16 protein-coding genes are annotated in these 16,884 nt (G+C 56.9%); 13 read left to right on the top strand and 3 right to left on the bottom strand.

Annotated features, from left to right (window positions below):
* Window positions 1–44: 44 nt before the first annotated feature.
* Window positions 45–1,298 carry an NAD(P)/FAD-dependent oxidoreductase gene (locus tag ASF13_RS16370; RefSeq protein ID WP_056238599.1) on the bottom strand — a complete coding sequence of 418 codons (1,254 nt, stop codon included), beginning with the start codon at window positions 1,296–1,298 and terminating at the stop codon, window positions 45–47.
* A gap of 261 nt (window positions 1,299–1,559) precedes the next feature.
* Between ASF13_RS16370 and ASF13_RS16365 the strand changes: the two genes are divergently transcribed.
* The 6 genes from ASF13_RS16365 to speG all read left to right on the top strand — a co-directional run bounded on the left by ASF13_RS16365 (window position 1,560) and on the right by speG (window position 8,193).
* On the top strand, window positions 1,560–2,612 hold the full coding sequence (locus ASF13_RS16365) for a linear amide C-N hydrolase (protein WP_056238598.1): 1,053 nt from the start codon (window positions 1,560–1,562) through the stop codon (window positions 2,610–2,612).
* A gap of 329 nt (window positions 2,613–2,941) precedes the next feature.
* Window positions 2,942–3,970 carry a hypothetical protein gene (locus tag ASF13_RS16360; RefSeq protein ID WP_072166413.1) on the top strand — a complete coding sequence of 343 codons (1,029 nt, stop codon included), beginning with the start codon at window positions 2,942–2,944 and terminating at the stop codon, window positions 3,968–3,970.
* Window positions 3,971–3,972: 2 nt separating this feature from the next.
* The gene (locus ASF13_RS16355) at window positions 3,973–5,097 is read left to right on the top strand and encodes a BamA/TamA family outer membrane protein (protein WP_056238590.1); all 1,125 of its coding nucleotides are present in this window, start codon (window positions 3,973–3,975) and stop codon (window positions 5,095–5,097) included.
* On the top strand, window positions 5,097–6,239 hold the full coding sequence (locus ASF13_RS16350) for a DUF4056 domain-containing protein (protein ID WP_056238589.1): 1,143 nt from the start codon (window positions 5,097–5,099) through the stop codon (window positions 6,237–6,239). The genes ASF13_RS16355 and ASF13_RS16350 overlap by 1 nt, the downstream gene beginning before the upstream one ends.
* A gap of 412 nt (window positions 6,240–6,651) precedes the next feature.
* A complete protein-coding gene (locus tag ASF13_RS16345) occupies window positions 6,652–7,518 on the top strand; it encodes a nucleoside-specific channel-forming protein Tsx (RefSeq protein WP_056238586.1) in 867 nt (288 codons plus the stop codon).
* Between the two features lie 108 nt (window positions 7,519–7,626).
* Window positions 7,627–8,193 carry a spermidine N1-acetyltransferase gene (speG, locus tag ASF13_RS16340; protein WP_056238584.1) on the top strand — a complete coding sequence of 189 codons (567 nt, stop codon included), beginning with the start codon at window positions 7,627–7,629 and terminating at the stop codon, window positions 8,191–8,193.
* Between the two features lie 132 nt (window positions 8,194–8,325).
* On the opposite strand, the gene ASF13_RS16335 is transcribed toward speG, so the two are convergent.
* Both ASF13_RS16335 and ASF13_RS16330 read right to left on the bottom strand, forming a co-directional pair.
* Window positions 8,326–8,748, bottom strand: a complete 423-nt coding sequence (locus tag ASF13_RS16335; protein WP_056238579.1) for a hypothetical protein — start codon at window positions 8,746–8,748, stop codon at window positions 8,326–8,328.
* Between the two features lie 197 nt (window positions 8,749–8,945).
* Window positions 8,946–9,281, bottom strand: a complete 336-nt coding sequence (locus ASF13_RS16330) for a DUF2002 family protein (protein ID WP_056238574.1) — start codon at window positions 9,279–9,281, stop codon at window positions 8,946–8,948.
* Window positions 9,282–9,431: 150 nt separating this feature from the next.
* On the opposite strand from ASF13_RS16330, the gene ASF13_RS16325 reads away from it, so the two are divergent.
* The 7 genes from ASF13_RS16325 to proW all read left to right on the top strand — a co-directional run bounded on the left by ASF13_RS16325 (window position 9,432) and on the right by proW (window position 16,821).
* The gene (locus ASF13_RS16325; protein WP_056238571.1) at window positions 9,432–9,761 is read left to right on the top strand and encodes a DUF883 family protein; all 330 of its coding nucleotides are present in this window, start codon (window positions 9,432–9,434) and stop codon (window positions 9,759–9,761) included.
* Between the two features lie 298 nt (window positions 9,762–10,059).
* Window positions 10,060–10,302, top strand: coding sequence for a glutaredoxin-like protein NrdH (gene nrdH / locus ASF13_RS16320; RefSeq protein WP_056238568.1), 243 nt, complete (start codon window positions 10,060–10,062; stop codon window positions 10,300–10,302).
* 4 nt (window positions 10,303–10,306) lie between these two features.
* Window positions 10,307–10,717, top strand: a complete 411-nt coding sequence (gene nrdI, locus ASF13_RS16315; RefSeq protein ID WP_056238564.1) for a class Ib ribonucleoside-diphosphate reductase assembly flavoprotein NrdI — start codon at window positions 10,307–10,309, stop codon at window positions 10,715–10,717.
* Window positions 10,714–12,840: a class 1b ribonucleoside-diphosphate reductase subunit alpha gene (gene nrdE, locus ASF13_RS16310; RefSeq protein WP_369814396.1), complete on the top strand. Its 2,127-nt coding sequence runs from the start codon at window positions 10,714–10,716 to the stop codon at window positions 12,838–12,840. The genes nrdI and nrdE overlap by 4 nt, the downstream gene beginning before the upstream one ends.
* A 134-nt stretch (window positions 12,841–12,974) precedes the next feature.
* Window positions 12,975–13,955: a class 1b ribonucleoside-diphosphate reductase subunit beta gene (nrdF, locus tag ASF13_RS16305; protein WP_255354468.1), complete on the top strand. Its 981-nt coding sequence runs from the start codon at window positions 12,975–12,977 to the stop codon at window positions 13,953–13,955.
* 389 nt (window positions 13,956–14,344) lie between these two features.
* Window positions 14,345–15,541 carry a glycine betaine/L-proline ABC transporter ATP-binding protein ProV gene (proV, locus tag ASF13_RS16300; protein WP_056238556.1) on the top strand — a complete coding sequence of 399 codons (1,197 nt, stop codon included), beginning with the start codon at window positions 14,345–14,347 and terminating at the stop codon, window positions 15,539–15,541.
* A complete protein-coding gene (gene proW, locus ASF13_RS16295) occupies window positions 15,538–16,821 on the top strand; it encodes a glycine betaine/L-proline ABC transporter permease ProW (RefSeq protein ID WP_233209005.1) in 1,284 nt (427 codons plus the stop codon). Before proV ends, proW begins: the two co-directional genes overlap by 4 nt.
* Window positions 16,822–16,884 lie beyond the last annotated feature (63 nt).

Here is a 16,884-nt window from a genome sequence, read left to right as displayed (position 1 = left end):
GACAGCTGTTGCTGCCCGCTGTGTGCCCCTGCCGCCCGTCATAATCAGGGCTGAAACTCGCTGTACCTGCGTTGCGTGGCAATATGATCGGCAATATGCCCTGCGTCATGCCACACGCCCCAGATAAACGACGACCCGCGGCGGGAGAGCCACGGCAGCCCGAGGAAGTAGACACCCGGCTCGCTGGAGACACCGCGCTGATGCAGCGGCCTGCCCTGCCGATCAAACGCGTTTACATTCAGCCAGCTGTAGTCGGTGGCATACCCGGTGGCCCAGATAATGCTGCTGACGCCGGCTTCGGCCAGGTTCAGCGAGGAGAGCGGTGCGCTGACGCACGCGGGCAGCGGCAGGAACTCCCGCGCGGCAGATTCTTCCGGCAGATCGAGCCCGTTGCGGGCGATAAAGGCATCCGCGGCATCCAGCAGTGAAAGATAGTTTTCATCCCCCCGACGAATATTCTCTGCCAGGTCGGGCCGGAAGGTCACCACGCCCTGTTCAAACGCGTGGGTCATACCCACCAGCGTCACGCCCTGCTTCGCCAGCACGCGAAAATCGACGGTGTGCCCGCCGCGGGCGCCGCTCACCGCAATGGTGACGTGCTCTTTACCCGGTTCACTGGTTGTGGCATCCCACAGGCCGAGCACCCCCAGCCACCAGCAAAAATCGCGGTTGCGGTAGGCGCGCGGCGGACGGTCGTGCGGCCCGACGGAGAGATAAACGGTTTTTCCTGCGCGCTGCAGCTCATCGGCGATTTGCACACCCGATGAACCGGCACCGACCACCAGTACAGCCCCTTCCGGCAGCTGCTGCGGATTGAAATAGTGTGCCGAGTGGATTTGATAAAGCTCAGCGTGCACCGGCGCAATGCGCGGGATCACCGGCACCTGGAAGGGACCGGTGGCGGCAACGATGCGCAGTGCTTCAATCATCCCGTCAGACGTTTTCACAGTGAAACCCGCCCGGCCGGTATTGCGCACAACGCTTTTCACTTCCACCCCGGTACGCAGCGGTACCTTGAATTTTCGTGCGTAGGCTTCCAGATAATCGGCAATCTGATCTTTGGGCACAAAGTCGCCCGGTGCCTGTCCGGGAAACGTCAGACCGGGGAAGCGATCGTGCCAGGCAGGGCCGTTGGCGACCAGAGAGTCCCAGCGCCCGGAACGCCAGGCTTCTGCAATTCGGTTCTTTTCCAGTACGAGGTGGGAAATATCGTGCCGGGTCAGGTGCTCGCTCATGGCGATACCGGCCTGGCCTCCCCCCACCACAAGGGTATCAACGACTGTTTTTTGCCTGGTCATACGGTTGTCCTTCGAAAATATCGGTCAGGGAACCCTTTCGTCGGACTTCAGGTTATTAGAGGGGGAGCAGCGGGTAAATTATTATAAAGCTGGCCTCTGAACATAAAAAATATAGGGTGCTTCGCGACAGTTTCATGGCTTATTTCGCCTTACTTTCCGGCGGGTAAACGGTGGTGCAAACCAAAGAAGCCGCTTTTAACAAAATAATCAAAACGTTAATCAGTACACTCAATTTCTTCAGAAAGTAAACAAGGATGAATAATGAAGAGATTAGCCGTTGTCGCCTTTACCCTCAGCGTAACAACCAGCGCCTGTGCCTGTATCCATTTTCAGATTACTGCGCAGGACAAGACCCTGATTAATGCCCGTTCAATGGAGTTCGCTCTGGGCAGCAAAACGGGGCAATCGCTCCCTGCTGATTTTGTTATTGTCAAAAAAGGCACGCCTCTGCCCGCTTCTGCCGGGCGATCCACACTGGCCTTCGCCGGCATTCAAAGTGCTTACGGGATTTTAACGGAGGGTATCAATGAGAAGGGGCTGAGCGTAGCGCTGTTGTGGTTCGAAGACAGCCGCTACCCTGCGAATTTACATCAGCAAAACAGCCTGAGTAATACGGCGGTAGCAGGGTGGGCGCTGGGGCAGTTCTCCAGCGCCAAAGACGTTATTGCACAGCTGGACAAAATGAACGTCTATGGTGCGGAATATGCGGATTATGGCGGTGTCTCGCCGACGCACTACGCGATAACCGATACTTCAGGCGCGAATTACGTTGTTGAGTTTAACCACGGAAAAATGAACGTGCTCGATAACAGCGCCAACCGACTGTTAACGAATGAACCCCGTCTTGAGACGCAATGGCAGAAACTGTCAGACTGGCTTAAGGTGCATCCCGAACAGAAGAGAGGCGGTGGAGCGCCCGGTACGCTGGACTCGTTGCCGGGCGGTTATGGTTCGATGGAAAGGTTTCTCAAAATATCGGTGCTTAAGGGGTTGTTGCCACCGGCTGAGAACAGCATTGCGGTTATTAATCAGTCGATTAATCTGTTGAATAACGTTGATTACCCTCGTGGTGTGCCTTCGGATACCTATGGTGACAAGGTACTCAGAGAGGAGACCAGCTGGGTTAGCCTGATCGACCTTAAGCGGCTGCGCTATTATTACCGCACGCATGATAATTACAATCTGCGGATGGTCGATCTGAAAAAAGTCGGTTTCGAAAAGGATGTGAAATTCAGCCTGTACGGCCAGGGTGGTCACATTATCAGCGTGACGCCGGGTGCCGGCAACGACGCATTATCCCTGATACCTCAATAGCCTGACGTCGCCATGAGCGTGCTTCTGTACTGTTCCCCCACCCTTACTGGCGACGGACATGATTCATGATCCCCCCATTCAGCAGAACCCGTCATGCGCAACATACCGGCATTCAGATAGCGGCATCCTTAATTTAGCAAAAAAAAAGGCTTCTTGAGAAAACCCTTATTAATTAATTCATATTTTAACCACCCTAAAGCAAAAAAAGCCTTTTTATCGCAATTTAAGCAACTTCTTTGATACTTCGCATTTTGTGATGCGCAACACTTAAAAACACTCGCTATCCTCCGCCTGGATTTAAATTCAACATATAATCATGGATAGTGGCAATGAAAAAAACTAAAACCCCCTTAAATAATAACAGGCTATTGTTATCATTATTCTTAAGTACCGTTTCGACTGGGGTCATGGCAGATATCCCTAATGCCAGAAGTATTCCTGAAAACTTTGATTATCATCCAACGCCCTCCGTTACTGCTCAGTTACCGGCCGGTAAACCGGTAGAGAAAGCCCCGGACCTGTTCGGGGAAACCACCGGCCCGCTGCCCTTCTTCGGTAAGCAGATTCGCGAGCGGGGGTATGAATTACCCGATCCTTACGGGATTGGCTACAATTATATGGATATGCATCAGAATATTAATGTCAACAGCATTGGCTTTACCGGGCTAAGTATTGAGGGTGAAGCGCTTGACCCTCAATACATCAGGATTGATGCGGTTAAAACCCGACAGAAAAGTAAAAGCCAAATGGCAAGACTGGATACCTGGCTGTTTCCATTCATGAATATCTATGGCGTTGTCGGTCATACCAAAGGATCTTCTGTATCGAAAATAAATGTTGATGCATTCGATCTGGTTAAATTTAACAATCTCGATTTTAAACTCAAATTCAAAGGCACCACATATGGTGGCGGCACGACAATCGCTTATGGCTATCATAACTGGTTTGGTACAGCAGACTTTAATTACACCCGCACTACCTTCGATATTCTTGACGGAAAAATTAACGCCTTTACCTTTACGCCGAGAGTGGGCTACCGTTTTACCGTACCCGGATTTGAAAAATACGCGTTACCCCCTTCACATGCCAGCGTATGGGTAGGCACTATGTACCAGGATGTCACCCAGGATTTCCACGGCAATATTAGCGATCTGCAAATGCCTGCCAGCCTGGTCCAGCTGGTGCATTTAGCAAATGCCGATAATAACGGCCGCTTCCACGTCAAACAGCACCTGAAATCCCCGTGGAATATGCTGGTTGGTGCACAGTATGAGCTGACCCGTAACTTCAATATCACCACCGAATTCGGTTTTGCAAAGCGTAACAGTCTGATGGTGGGTGGCGAATTTCGTTTCTGACTATGCCAAGACTTCTTTTATGCGGCCTGCTGCTGCTGCCTCCTCTGGCACAGGCCGTGCTTTTTGACCGACATAACGTTGATGATTTCCTGAGTAAACTCGGTTCTGACCAGCAGGCTGACGTCAGCCACGGCGTGGACTGGGGGATTATCCCCGGGCCATTCTATACCCCGGAGCTGGGCGTGGGGGTGGGGGTGGCCGCCGTCGGGCTGTATCGCCCGGATACCCGGCAGCAGCATACCCCGCTCTCCACCCTGTCGTTAAGCGGTTTCGCCAGCTCCACCGGCGCGTTTGGGCTCGGCTATGAGAACAGCACTTTCCTGCAGAACGATCGCTGGCGCTTCTACCTGGAGGGCGATCTGAGCCACCGCCCGCTCAGGTTCTGGGGCGTGGGTTATCAGGCCGGCCACAGCCAGCGCGGTAAACAGTCGTATGACGCCAGCCGCTTCAGCGCGCAGCCACAGCTGCTCTATCAGCTGGCGGCGCACACTTACGCCGGGGTGGGCTGGTCACTGGCGTATGAACGGGCCTCTGAGCTGCAAAATAAACCCTCCGGCAGCCTGTTTGCCCAGCCGTCACTGGCGGTGTTCAGCTCCGGTGGCAGCCTGCTGTTCAGCTATGACACCCGCGACTTCCTGGCGAATCCTTCCCGGGGACAGGTGCTTAACCTCAGCTATACCCGCTACAGCACGGCGCTGGGTGGCGATAACCGCTTTAACGCATGGGACGCGCAGTACGGCACTTATCACGGCCTGAATGACTCCACCCTGCTGGCGTGGGAACTGTATGGCCGCATCACCGATGGCAATGTGCCCTGGACCATGCTGTCGCAGCTGGGGGACAGCCACCACCTGCGTGGCTATTTTCAGGGCCGCTATCGCGATCGCGATATGCTGACCAGTCAGCTTGAGCTACGCAAAAAGCTCAGCTGGCGGCACGGCGTAGTGGCCTGGCTGGGAGCCGGTACCCTGTCCAGTCGGGAAAACCAGCTGCTAAACGGTCACTGGCTGCCGTCGGTGGGCGTTGGCTACCGCTTTGAGTTTAAGAAGCGCATGAACGTGCGGCTCGACTATGGTCTGGGCCAGCACAGCTCGGGGTTCTACTTTCAGGTCGGGGAGGCGTTTTAATGCGGAAACTCCTGCCGGTACTGATGCTCCTCCTCGCAGCCTGCCAGGCGCAGACCTCCGGCTATGCGCCGGTGCAGCTTCCGCCCCTGGCCCAGCCGGCGGGCAACGCGGCACAGGCCTGGCCGGTGATCGCCCCGCTCTCTCCGCCCGAGGGTTTGCGCCCGTGCTGCGCGTTTGGCTATAACCTGCGCGCCTCACTGCTGGGCATCCCGGTGCCGTGGTATCAGGTGAGCAATGTGTTGGACGCCGCTCACACCGGCGTGCACCATTACAACAACCAGCTACTGTATACGCTGGCCACGCTGGTCGGGATCAACGGTGAACACAACGGCATGGTGTATACCCGGCGCGGCGGTTTTATCGATCTGGCGCATCTGCGCGATACGGCAGACAACACGCTGTGGCTGTTCAGCCAGATCTGGCCGGACCTCGGCCAGCCGCGCAGGGTTGCGTTAAGCGACGAGCTGGGCGAGCGGGTTATTGAACTGCGGCCATTCCCGCCGCCCGCCAGCGCGGTGGATCGCTATAACCTGGCGTTGCGTCTGGCGGCGCACCTGGCGTTTGAACTGGCGGCCTGGCATGAGGTGGCGCAGTGGTACGGCTATCAGTCGGTGCCCGGTTTTTCAGAAGGCGTCTCGGCCTTTTCACCGGAAGATCTCTACTCCAATCTGCTGGGTGCCCGGCTGGCAATCGACCTGCTTAACGCGGGAGAGGCAGGATCGTTGCGTGGCTATGAGCAGGCGATGTCGCGGGCAATACCGCAGGCGCTGGCACAGCTGCAGGCGCAGCCGCCGTCGGTTACCCGCTTTCACTTCGATATGATCGATGGCAGCTGGTGGAACAGCCGCTGCCGACTGCCGCAAAAATTTCTACTGCGCTATCGCAGCTACAGCGTTAGCGACCGTCGCCTGCCCTCACGCCCGTGGGAAAACCTACCGCCGCTGCGGTTGTCCCTGCCGCAGCAGTTTAACGGCGTGCCGCTCGGCCAGGCTGGCCGCCTGAGCATTCTGCCCGGTCGCCATATGGCACGGCTGCCTGCCCCGCTCATCGCTTATCATTATCGCGATTTTGCCGCCCTGGCAGAACGGGCGCAGCGCGCTGACGGCCTGCGGCTGGCGCTGCCAGGGCGGCACTGTAACTGAGCAAAAAACCCGCAAATCAGCGCTGCAACCATCAGAAAAACTTATCCATAATCCTTCTTCGAACGCGTAACTATGGGGCACCTTCCGGCCGGCCTTACCGTTACGCTGATTTTTCTCCACAGGCAACCGTTTACCTGGGCAACAAATGCACGAAAAGCCCACTGGCGGAAAAGTTCCCTGTAAGCACCTTTAAATCGTGACAAAGATCACACTTTAACTGAATTTAAATGAAACAGAATTTGACAACTGTGAGCAATCTCTATTTCCTTAGACACGTATCACGGCACACTGCCGCGGCATCACCCGCCGCACTTACGGCGTGTCGTAAAACGTGCGTTTAACGCCGGTAAATAACTTCACCCGACCTGCGCGCTGGCCGCTGAGCCGGGTCCCTGAGCATGTGGTAATAATAATGAAATATAAAATTATGATGGCTGGCGCACTGGCTGCGCTCTCTTACACCAATGTCTCCGTCGCCGATGCCGGCAAAGCAGAGTACGTTTCCGACTGGTGGCATCAGAGCGTGAACGTGGTGGGCAGCTACCACACCCGCTTCGGGCCGCAGCTGAATAATGATGTTTACCTGGAATATGAAGCCTTCGCGCACAAGGACTGGTTTGATTTCTACGGTTACGTTGACGTGCCGAAGTTCTTCGGCGTGGGTAACGGCAACGATAAAGGCGCATGGGACGATGGTTCACCGTTCTTTATGGAGATTGAACCGCGCTTCTCGATCGACAAGCTGACCGGCACCGATCTGAGCTTCGGTCCGTTTAAAGAGTGGTACTTCGCCAACAACTATATCTATGATATGGGCGATAACCGCGCTAACCGTCAGAACACCTGGTATATGGGTCTGGGCACCGATATCGACACCCATTCTGATGTCGGCCTGTCGCTGAACGTTTACGCCAAGCGTCAGTGGGCCAACTACGGTGCCGCTAACGAAAACAGCTGGGACGGCTACCGCTTCAAGGTGAAATATTTTGTGCCGCTGACCTCCCTGTGGGGCGGTAACCTCAGCTACATTGGTTTCACCAACTTCGACTGGGGCTCCGATCTGGGCGACGATGCGGCACCGCTGCGTACCAGCAACTCCATCGCCTCCAGCCACATTCTGTCACTGGGCTACGATCACTGGCACTACTCGTTCGTGGCGCGTTACTTCCATAACGGCGGCCAGTGGAACGACGGCAACGAACTGGACTTTGGTAAAGGTCCTTTCACCGTGAAATCGAACGGCTTTGGTTACTACGTGGTTGTGGGTTACAACTTCTGATCCCCGCCCGGTTAAACCTCCGTTGAACGCGCCCATGGGCGCGTTTTTTTTGTCTGCCCTGAACCTTTATACTGTCGGAGCAATATTGCATCTGTTAATGGAGGTTCCATGTCTGCCAGGCTCACCGATAATCCCGTTAAACTACGGCCGCTGGAACGCGAAGATCTGCGCTTTGTTCACCAGCTGGACAACAACGCCAGCGTGATGCGTTACTGGTTCGAAGAGCCGTATGAGGCCTTTGTCGAACTCTCCGACCTGTACGACAAACATATTCACGATCAGAGCGAACGGCGGTTTGTGGTGGTGTATGAAGGCGTGAACGCCGGGCTGGTCGAGCTGGTGGAGATTGACCACGTTCACCGCCGGGCGGAGTTTCAGATTATCATCGCCCCCAGCCACCAGGGCAAAGGGCTGGCCAGCCGCGCGGCAAAACTGGCGATGGACTACGGGTTTTCCGTCCTCAACCTGTATAAGCTCTACCTGATCGTGGACGAAGAGAATGAAAAAGCGGTGCACATCTACCGCAAGCTGGGCTTTGAAACCGAAGGGCGACTGATCCACGAATTCTTTATTAACGGTGAGTATCGCAACTGCATACGTATGTGCCTGTTCCAGCATCAGTATCTGGCGCATAACAAACCACCCGCGGCGATGGTCCAGCCTACCGCGCAGTGAGTCCACAGCCCGGTTTCGCCTTACCGGCGGGCAACAGGCGCCGCGCTGGTCTGGCCCGTCCGGGCGGTGGCTGAAGCTTCAGGACGTTGCCCTTAGCTACTCTGGCGGGCAACGTTCATCCGCGCGTCCGGATTAACCGCCGCGTGCCCCCACCGGGTTCATAATAGTATCCAGGCGTTCCGGTTCGATCTTATACATGCCGCCGTAGAACGGATCCACCAGCAGCCAGCCGGGGAAGCCGAGCAGCGGCACGTTGCCCAACAGATACCACAGGTTAGCGCTCTCTTTTAACGGCAGGGTTTGCGGCACGTAGCCAGGACGCTCCAGCATCACCAGGTACTTTTTCTTGCCGAAGTAGTTACCGGTGGATTTGGCGAGGGTGACGGTTTTTGGCGTGAAACCCTCCGCTACCGCACGGCCCGTTTCATCCTGCACCACAAATTTCACCCCGGGCGGCTGTGTTTGCAGGGTCACGTCCTGCGTTTCGCTGCCGACAATCGTGGCACAGCCACTTAACATCCACGCTGCTGCCAGCGCTAATCCAAGACGCTTCATCGCTTATCCTGCCGTGATTTTCTGTGCAGACAGTGTAAGCGCGGGGGCGGAAGTTTTCATTGTTTACCCACGCATCTTAAGCCGCTAATACAGCAGCGATCTGCCGCTTGATCCGCGCATTGACCGCGTCAGGCCTCTGCAGGACGAGCCGCCCTGCGGATCGCATTACGCCGGGCACCGGGCGACAGAAGCGACAGTTAACCGAACATCCGCTCCAGATAGCGTTCCAGCGCGGCACGGGAGCTGAAACCGTGGGGAATGCCGTAATGATCGGGGGTGTCGCCGACCAGATAGATCGGGAACTGCACGTAGTGATCGCAGGTTTTCATCTCTGACGCGGGTACCGCAATGGTCAGGCTCTTCTCTTTGAGCGTCGGGTGGATGATCAGCGCGGTGCGCCCCAGCCTCGCTTCACGATTGACGTAGACATAATCATCACCGCGGCGATAGCCATAGGTTTTTGCGGTGACCGCATCCATCTCAAACCCGGCCTTCTCCAGAACACGGGCTACCTCATCAGGCCGTAAGTACATACTGTTTCCTCTAAGTCTGTCAGCCCGCCACCTTACCTCAGGCTGCCGGGCGAGGGCTTTCGGAATAATCCACAAACACGCGCAGCCACACCCGATCGTCGCGGGCTGTTCTATAGTTAATAGACCTTTTTCAGCCTGATGGAGCAAAAAATGTTCAACCGTACAACTAAAAGTGAGACGACCGACCTGAATCACGACGTGACGGCGCTGGCCGATACGCTGGATGAACTGCTGAAATCTTACGGCAGCCAGGCTAAAGAGGGGGTGGATGATGCCCGTTCGCGCGCAGAATCCTTACTGAAAGAGACCCGCGCGAAGCTGCAGGGTCCGAACGCCGTGACCCGGGCGGCGCGTGACGCCGGCGAACAGGTTAACAGCTACGTTCAGGAAAAACCCTGGCATGGGGTGGGTATCGGTGCCGCGCTGGGCGTGTTCCTCGGTGCGCTGATTGTTACTGCCACCAGCTCATCCCGCCGTTAGTGGTGCCGTAGCGCCCCACGAAATCTGTCTTTTTTTTGAGCAGGATCCCGTTTCGCAAGAGGCGGGATTTTTTTTATGGCGGGTATCTCCCCGCCAGGCCTTACGCCGCAAGGCCTCCCCAAAAATCAATAAAGCAAATGCAAATTTACTACATCTGGTACGGTTGATTTTCCTGGGCACTATATCTAGTATTTACATCATTGAGACCACCCAGGATGGTGTGTCAGTGGCGACACGATTACAGCAGTAAAATCGTGTCATTGACTACAACAACCCGCCCCATAGAGAAATACGAATCATGCGCATTATTATTTACACTAAAGATAACTGTGTCCAGTGCAACGCCACGAAAAATGCCATGGACAAGAAAGGTATCGACTATCAGTTGATCAATCTGGACAGTGAACCGGCGCACGTAGAAACCCTCAAATCACTCGGCTACCGCCAGGTCCCGGTGGTGATGGCCGAACAGGACCACTGGAGCGGCTTCCGCCCGGACAAAATTTCTGCGCTGAGCCACCTGGCCGCCGCGCGGGTGTAAAGCGATGACCACGCTGGTGTACTTTTCCAGCCAGTCAGAGAACACTCACCGATTTATCACCCGTTTAGATCTGCCCGCCTGCCGCATTCCTCTGGAGTGCGGCAGTTCGTTGCAGGTAGACCAGCCCTACATTCTGGTGGTGCCCAGCTACGGCGGCGGCACCAGCAAAGGCGCGGTGCCGAAACAGGTGATTCAGTTTTTAAACAATACCAATAATCGTCAGCTGATACGCGGCGTGATCGCCGCGGGCAATCGCAACTTCGGCGAGGCCTTCTGCCTCGCCGGCGACATTATTGCGCGAAAATGTCAGGTGCCTTACCTCTATCGCTTCGAGCTGATGGGCACCTCAGACGATATCGCTAACGTCTACAAGGGAGTAACCGAATTTTGGCAGCGACAGACAGCACACTCATAGAGGCCGCCGCGGTATCCGCGGATTATCATGCGCTTAACGCCATGCTCAACCTGTATGATGCCGAGGGCAACATTCAGTTTGAGAAAGACCGCGAGGCAACGCGCCAGTACTTTATCCAGCACGTGATCCCCAACAGCGTGCAGTTTGCCTCGGTGGCCGAACGCCTGCGCTATCTGGTTGCTGAAGGTTACTACGAAGCCGACGTGCTGAACGCCTACCCGTTTGAGTTCGTCTGCTCGCTGTTCGACCAGGCCTATGCGCGGCGTTTTCGCTTCCACACCTTCCTCGGTGCCTGGAAGTTTTACACCAGCTACACGCTGAAAACCTTTGACGGCAAACGTTACCTGGAAGGCTTTACCGAGCGTGTCTGCATGGTGGCACTGACGCTGGCTAAAGGTGACCAGGCGCTGGCGCTGGCGCTGACCGAAGAGATCCTGGCCGGGCGCTTCCAGCCGGCCACCCCGACCTTCCTTAACTGCGGCAAACAGCAGCGCGGCGAGCTGGTCTCCTGCTTCCTGCTGCGTATTGAAGACAATATGGAGTCGATTGGCCGCGCGGTGAACTCGGCGCTGCAGCTCTCCAAGCGCGGCGGCGGCGTGGCTTTCCTGCTCTCTAACCTGCGTGAATCCGGCGCGCCGATTAAACGCATTGAGAACCAGTCTTCCGGGGTGATCCCGGTGATGAAGATGCTGGAAGATGCCTTCTCTTACGCCAACCAGCTGGGTGCACGTCAGGGGGCCGGTGCGGTCTATCTCAACGCGCACCACCCGGATATTCTGCGCTTCCTCGACACCAAGCGCGAAAACGCCGATGAGAAGATCCGCATCAAGACGCTGTCGCTGGGCGTGGTGATCCCGGACGTTACCTTCCAGCTGGCGAAGGACAATCAGCCGATGGCGCTGTTCTCGCCGTATGACGTTGAGCGGATCTACGGCCTGCCGTTTGCCGATATCAGCATCAGCGAGAAGTACGAGGAGATGCTGGCGGACGAGCGCATCCGTCGCACCTTTATTAATCCACGTGAGTTCTTCCAGACCCTGGCCGAGATCCAGTTTGAGTCCGGCTACCCGTACATTATGTTTGAAGATACGGTTAACCGCGCCAACCCGATCCACGGGCGGATTAATATGAGCAACCTGTGCTCGGAAATTCTGCAGGTGAATACGCCCACCGAGTATAACGACGACCTGAGCTATCGTCGTATCGGCAAGGATATTTCCTGCAACCTCGGCTCGCTGAATATCGCCCACACCATGGATTCGCCGGACTTTGCCCGCACGGTGGAGATCGCGGTACGCGGCCTGACGGCGGTGTCTGACCAGAGCCACATCAATTCAGTGCCGTCCATAGAGCTGGGTAACGCCCAGTCGCACGCCATCGGCCTCGGCCAGATGAACCTGCACGGCTACCTGGCGCGTGAGCGTATTCAGTACGGTTCAGCAGCGGGTCTGGATTTCACCAATATCTATTTCTACACCATTACTTACCACGCGCTGCGCACCTCTAACCTGCTGGCACGCGAACGCGGCAGCAGCTTCAGCGGCTTTGCCGATTCACGCTACGCCAGCGGTGAATACTTTAATCAGTACGTGGAGCAGAGCTGGCAGCCGCGTACCGCCGAGGTCGCCGCGCTGTTTGACAGAGCCGGCATCGCTATTCCTACGCAGCAACAGTGGCAGGAGCTGAAGGCGGCGGTCATGCAGTACGGCCTGTATAACCAGAACCTGCAGGCGATCCCGCCGACCGGTTCGATCTCCTATATCAACCACGCGACGTCGAGTATTCACCCGATCGTCTCGCGCATTGAGATCCGTAAAGAGGGTAAAACCGGCCGCGTCTACTACCCTGCGCCGTTTATGAACAACGATAATCAGGACTACTACCGTGATGCCTATGATATCGGGCCGGAAGCGATTATCGATACCTACGCCGAGGCCACGCGCCACGTCGATCAGGGCCTGTCGCTGACGCTGTTCTTCCGCGATACCGCAACCACCCGCGATATCAACAAGGCGCAGATCTATGCCTGGAAGAAGGGCATCAAAACCCTCTACTACATCCGCCTGCGCCAGATGGCGCTGCAGGGCACCGAAGTGGAAGGCTGCGTCTCCTGCTCGCTGTAAGCCTGCGGGCCGCCACCGGCCCCGGCGACGAGCTCTGAACCGGAAGGCCATCCGTTAGCGGGTGGCTTTGTTGCTGACCGGGCACCGCGCGGTATGCCCGATCGACTCCGCCCCCTTTTTTGCGGCCAGCCTTGCTGGCCCACTACCGACACAGAGAAGACATGAAAAGAATTCACGCGATCAACTGGAACAAAATCGAAGACGAGAAGGATCTGGAAGTGTGGAACCGCCTGACCAGCAACTTCTGGCTGCCTGAGAAAGTCCCGCTTTCTAACGATATCCCGGCGTGGAATTCCCTCAACGCGCAAGAGCAGCAGCTGACTATCCGCGTTTTTACCGGCCTGACCCTGCTGGACACCATCCAGAATACCCTCGGCGCGCCGGCGCTGATGGCCGACGCGCTCACCCCGCATGAAGAGGCGGTACTGTCTAACGTCAGCTTTATGGAGGCGGTGCATGCCCGCTCCTACAGCTCGATCTTCTCGACCCTGTGCCACACCAGCGACGTGGACGCCGCCTACGCGTGGAGCGAAGAGAACGGCCCGCTGCAGCGCAAGGCAGAGATTATCCTGCAGCACTACTATGAAAACGACCCGCTGAAGAAGAAGATAGCCAGCGTGTTCCTTGAATCCTTCCTGTTCTACTCCGGTTTCTACCTGCCGATGTACTGGTCAAGCCGCGGTAAGCTGACTAACACCGCCGATCTGATCCGCCTGATCATTAAGGATGAAGCGGTGCACGGCTACTATATTGGCTACAAATATCAGAAGGCGCTGGAGCGTGAGAGCGCGGAGCGCCAGGAAGAGCTGCAGCAGTTTGCCGTGGAGCTGCTGCTGGCGCTGTATGAGAATGAGCTGGAGTATACCGACGCGCTGTATGAGGGCGTGGGCTGGCAGGAGGACGTGAAAAAGTTCCTGCACTACAACGCCAACAAGGCGCTGATGAACCTCGGCTACGAAGCGCTGTTCCCGTCGGAGATGACCGACGTGAATCCGGCAATCCTGTCAGCGCTGTCACCCAACGCCGACGAAAACCACGACTTCTTCTCCGGTTCCGGCTCATCCTACGTGATGGGCAAAGCGGTGGATACCGAAGACGAAGACTGGGACTTTTAAGCGTCCCGACGGGGTGGCCCCGCGCCGCCCCTGAATTCCCTCTCCCCTTCGCTACAGGCGTTATTTTTCAGCGAGTCAGCGCCGGATGTATGACAATTTCATGACCTGAAATCAGCCGCTATTAGCGGTTGACAACCGATTTGAATCGCCAAATTTGCCTCTGCCAGGGCCTTTCACCTGCCAAATAGCAATTTTTTTTCACCATCGCTAATTCGCTCTCATCCCTTATCCACACTGGAATTATCCGAAATACTCATCTCATTCTGCCGACCCGCCTGGCGGATTAAGGGTTGTCAGCAGGTCTCAGTGTGCTACGGTATATACCGACAATATTCAATCAGAAAGAAGAGCACTATAAGAAAATTAATTAACCAGGAAATTAACATTACATGGCAATTAAACTCGAAGTTAAGAACCTGTATAAGGTTTTCGGGGAAAATCCCGAACGCGCATTTAAATACATTGAAAAAGGGGTTGGCAAAGAGGCGCTGCTGGAGAAAACCGGCCTGTCGCTGGGCGTGAAAAATGCCAGTCTGGCCATTGAAGAAGGCGAGATTTTCGTCATCATGGGGTTGTCCGGCTCAGGAAAATCCACCATGGTTCGCCTTCTCAATCGTCTGATAGAACCGACCCGTGGTCAGGTAATCATTGACGGTGAAGATATTGCCAAAATATCCGCCACTGAATTACGTCAGGTGCGCAGAAATAAAATCAGCATGGTATTCCAGTCCTTCGCGCTGATGCCGCATATGACGATTCTGAATAATGCTGCCTTCGGCATGGAATTAGCCGGCGTGGCCCTTGCCGAACGGCAGGAAAAAGCGCTGGATGCGCTGCGTCAGGTGGGGCTGGAAAATTATGCTCACGCTTATCCTGATGAACTCTCCGGCGGCATGCGTCAGCGCGTAGGTTTAGCCCGCGCCCTGGCGATCAACCCCGATATATTGCTGATGGACGAAGCCTTTTCGGCGCTCGACCCGTTAATTCGCACCGAAATGCAGGATGAGCTGGTCAAGCTGCAGTCGCGCCACCAGCGCACCATCGTGTTTATCTCGCACGACCTCGACGAAGCGATGCGCATCGGCGATCGCATCGCCATCATGCAGGGCGGTGAAGTGGTGCAGGTCGGCACGCCGGATGAGATCCTCAACAACCCGGCTAACGACTACGTGCGCACCTTTTTCCGCGGCGTGGATATCAGCCAGGTATTCAGCGCCAAAGATATCGCCCGTCGCAACGCTTCGGCACTGCTGCGAAAAGCGCCCGGCTTCGGCCCGCGCTCGGCGATCAAAATTCTGCAGGATAACGACCGCGAGTATGGCTACGTGCTGGAGAAGCAGAGGTTTGTCGGCGTGGTCTCTACCGACTCACTAAAAGCGGCGCTGGCCGCCGGTGAACCACTGGAGAGCGCGCTGCTGGACAGCGCTCCGCCGGTTCCCGCCGACACCTCACTGGGCGATATGCTGTCGCTGGTGGCGCAGGCTCCCTGTGCCGTCCCGGTGACCGGTGACGAGGGCCAGTACATCGGCGTAATTTCGAAAGGTATGTTACTGCAGGCATTAGATCGTGATGGAGGCCAGCCATGAAACCAACTCAACCCGCGATGAACGATAGCGAAACGCAGGCGGCAGATGTGTCTGGCACACAGCCCGGCAGCGAAACGTCAGCCGCTAACGGATCTGCACCAGACGCGGCTTCCCAGCCCGCTAACGACAGCTCAGCCGCCAGCGATCCCTGGGGTTCGCCGGATGCGGCAGCAACACAGCAACCCGCCGCTGGCGACAGTTCAGCGGCCGATCCCTGGGGTTCCCCTGACGCGGCTTCGGCCTCACAGCCCGCTGCCGACGGCAGCGCCGCCGGCGCTGATGCCTGGGGCGATCCGACCGGCGGCCAGGCGGCCGGTGGCGGCAGCGACTGGCTGAGCAGCGCACCGGCGCCCGCGCCGGAGCACTTCAGCCTGCTCGACCCGTTCCATAAAACGCTGATCCCGCTCGACAGCTGGGTGACCGAAGGCATCGACTGGGTGGTTTCGCACTTCCGCCCGCTGTTCCAGGGTATCCGCCTGCCGGTTGACTATATCCTCAACGCCTTCCAGCAGCTGCTGACCGGCATGCCGGCACCGGTGGCGATCGTGCTGTTCGCGCTGATCGCCTGGCAGATGTCCGGCCTCGGCATGGGCGTCGCCACGCTGGTGTCGCTGATCGCCATCGGCGCGATTGGTGCCTGGTCGCAGGCGATGGTGACGCTGGCGCTGGTGCTGACCGCCCTGCTGTTCTGCATTGTTATCGGCCTGCCGCTGGGGATCTGGCTGGCGCGCAGCCAGCGGGCGGCGAAGATTATTCGCCCGCTGCTGGATGCGATGCAGACCACGCCGGCGTTCGTCTATCTGGTACCGATCGTAATGCTATTTGGCATCGGTAACGTGCCCGGGGTGGTGGTGACCATCATCTTCGCGCTGCCGCCGATCGTGCGTCTGACCATTCTGGGGATTAAGCAGGTGCCTGCCGATCTGATCGAGGCCTCCGAATCCTTCGGTGCCAGTCCGCGTCAGATGCTGTTTAAGGTACAGCTGCCGCTGGCGATGCCGACCATTATGGCCGGCGTTAACCAGACGCTGATGCTGGCGCTGTCGATGGTGGTGATCGCCTCAATGATCGCCGTCGGCGGGCTAGGCCAGATGGTGCTGCGCGGCATCGGCCGGCTGGATATGGGGCTGGCCACCGTGGGCGGCGTCGGTATCGTGATTCTGGCGATTATCCTCGACCGCCTGACCCAGTCGCTGGGGCGTGACCGCCGCAGCCGTGGCAACCGCCGCTGGTACGCCAACGGTCCCCTGGGTCTGCTGACCCGTCCGTTTATCAAATAAATTTCAGGCGGCACCCGCCGGTGCCGCCTGCCTCCTCCGCACCACCGATGACAATAAGGAATC

Source organism: Erwinia sp. Leaf53, assembly GCF_001422605.1.
Classification (GTDB): Bacteria; Pseudomonadota; Gammaproteobacteria; order Enterobacterales; family Enterobacteriaceae; genus Erwinia.
This window is presented reverse-complemented; position numbering and strand designations above follow the sequence as displayed.